The sequence below is a fragment of the Streptomyces mutomycini genome, from assembly GCF_001700505.1.
Classification (GTDB): domain Bacteria; phylum Actinomycetota; class Actinomycetes; order Streptomycetales; family Streptomycetaceae; genus Streptomyces; species Streptomyces mutomycini.
The window spans coordinates 1-926 of the sequence record NZ_MAPV01000287.1 but is presented as its reverse complement, the minus strand read 5'-3'; the positions used below and the strand labels follow the sequence as shown (position 1 = coordinate 926).

General features: G+C 70.4%; 2 protein-coding genes. Both read right to left on the bottom strand.

Annotated elements, in window-relative coordinates; genetic code table 11:
• Positions 1-115 (bottom strand): SidA/IucD/PvdA family monooxygenase (locus BFF76_RS32560; protein WP_141695696.1); only part of this gene is annotated, 115 nt, incomplete at its 3' end.
• The coding region (locus BFF76_RS29510) for a pyridoxal phosphate-dependent decarboxylase family protein (protein ID WP_244167372.1) at positions 112-926 on the bottom strand (815 nt) is incomplete at its 5' end. The genes BFF76_RS29510 and BFF76_RS32560, both read right to left, overlap by 4 nt.

Here is a 926-nt window from a genome sequence, read left to right as displayed (position 1 = left end):
GGGTGGTGGTGGGGATGCCGTGGGCGAGGGCGGCGAGGGAGAGGTTGAAGGGGCCGAGGCCGATGCCGATGAGGTCGTGGGTCCGGTGGCCTTGGGGGGTGGTCCGGTCGGTCATCGGGGGGTGCTGCCTTCCGTGGTGGCTTCCGTGTGGGCGTGGGTGTCGGTGACGAGGGTGAGCAGGTGCTGGAGGTCGTCGGGGGTGGTGTGGGGGTTGAGGAGGGTGGCTTTGAGCCAGAGGCTGTTGCTGATGCGGGCGCGGCCGAGTACGGCGTGGCCTTGGTTGAGGAGGGTGCGGCGGATGGTGGCGACGGTGGTGTCGTCGGTGTGGGTGGGGCGGAAGAGGACGGTGCTGATGGTGGGGCGGTCGTAGAGCTCGAGGGTGGGGTTCTTGTCGATGAGGTCGGCGAGGTGGTGGGCGGTGGTGAGGGTGCGGTCGATGAGGTCGGCGAGTCCGTCGCGGCCGAGTGCTTGGAGGGTGACGGCGATTTTGAGGGCGTCGGGTCGGCGGGTGGTGCGCAGGGAGCGGCCGAGGAGGTCGGGGAGGCCTGCGTCGGTGTCGTCGTCGGCGTTGAGGTAGGGGGCGTGGTGGTGGAGGGCGTGGAGGTCGTGGTGGTGGGGGACGGCGAGGATGCCGGCTGATGCGGGTTGCCAGCCGAGTTTGTGCAGGTCGAGGGTGACGCTGTGGGCGCGGTGGAGGCTGCGGAGGGCGTGGCGGTGGGTGGGGCTGAAGAGGAGTGGGCCGCCGTATGCGGCGTCGATGTGGAGTTCGGCGTTGTGGGTGGTGGTGAGGTCGGCGATGTCGGTGAGGGGGTCGATCTGGCCGGTGTCGGTGGTGCCTGCGGTGGCGGTGACGAGGAGGGGGCCTTGGTGGTGGATGAGTGCGTGGCGGAGTGCGGTGAGGTCCATGAGGCCGTTGGGGGCGGGGA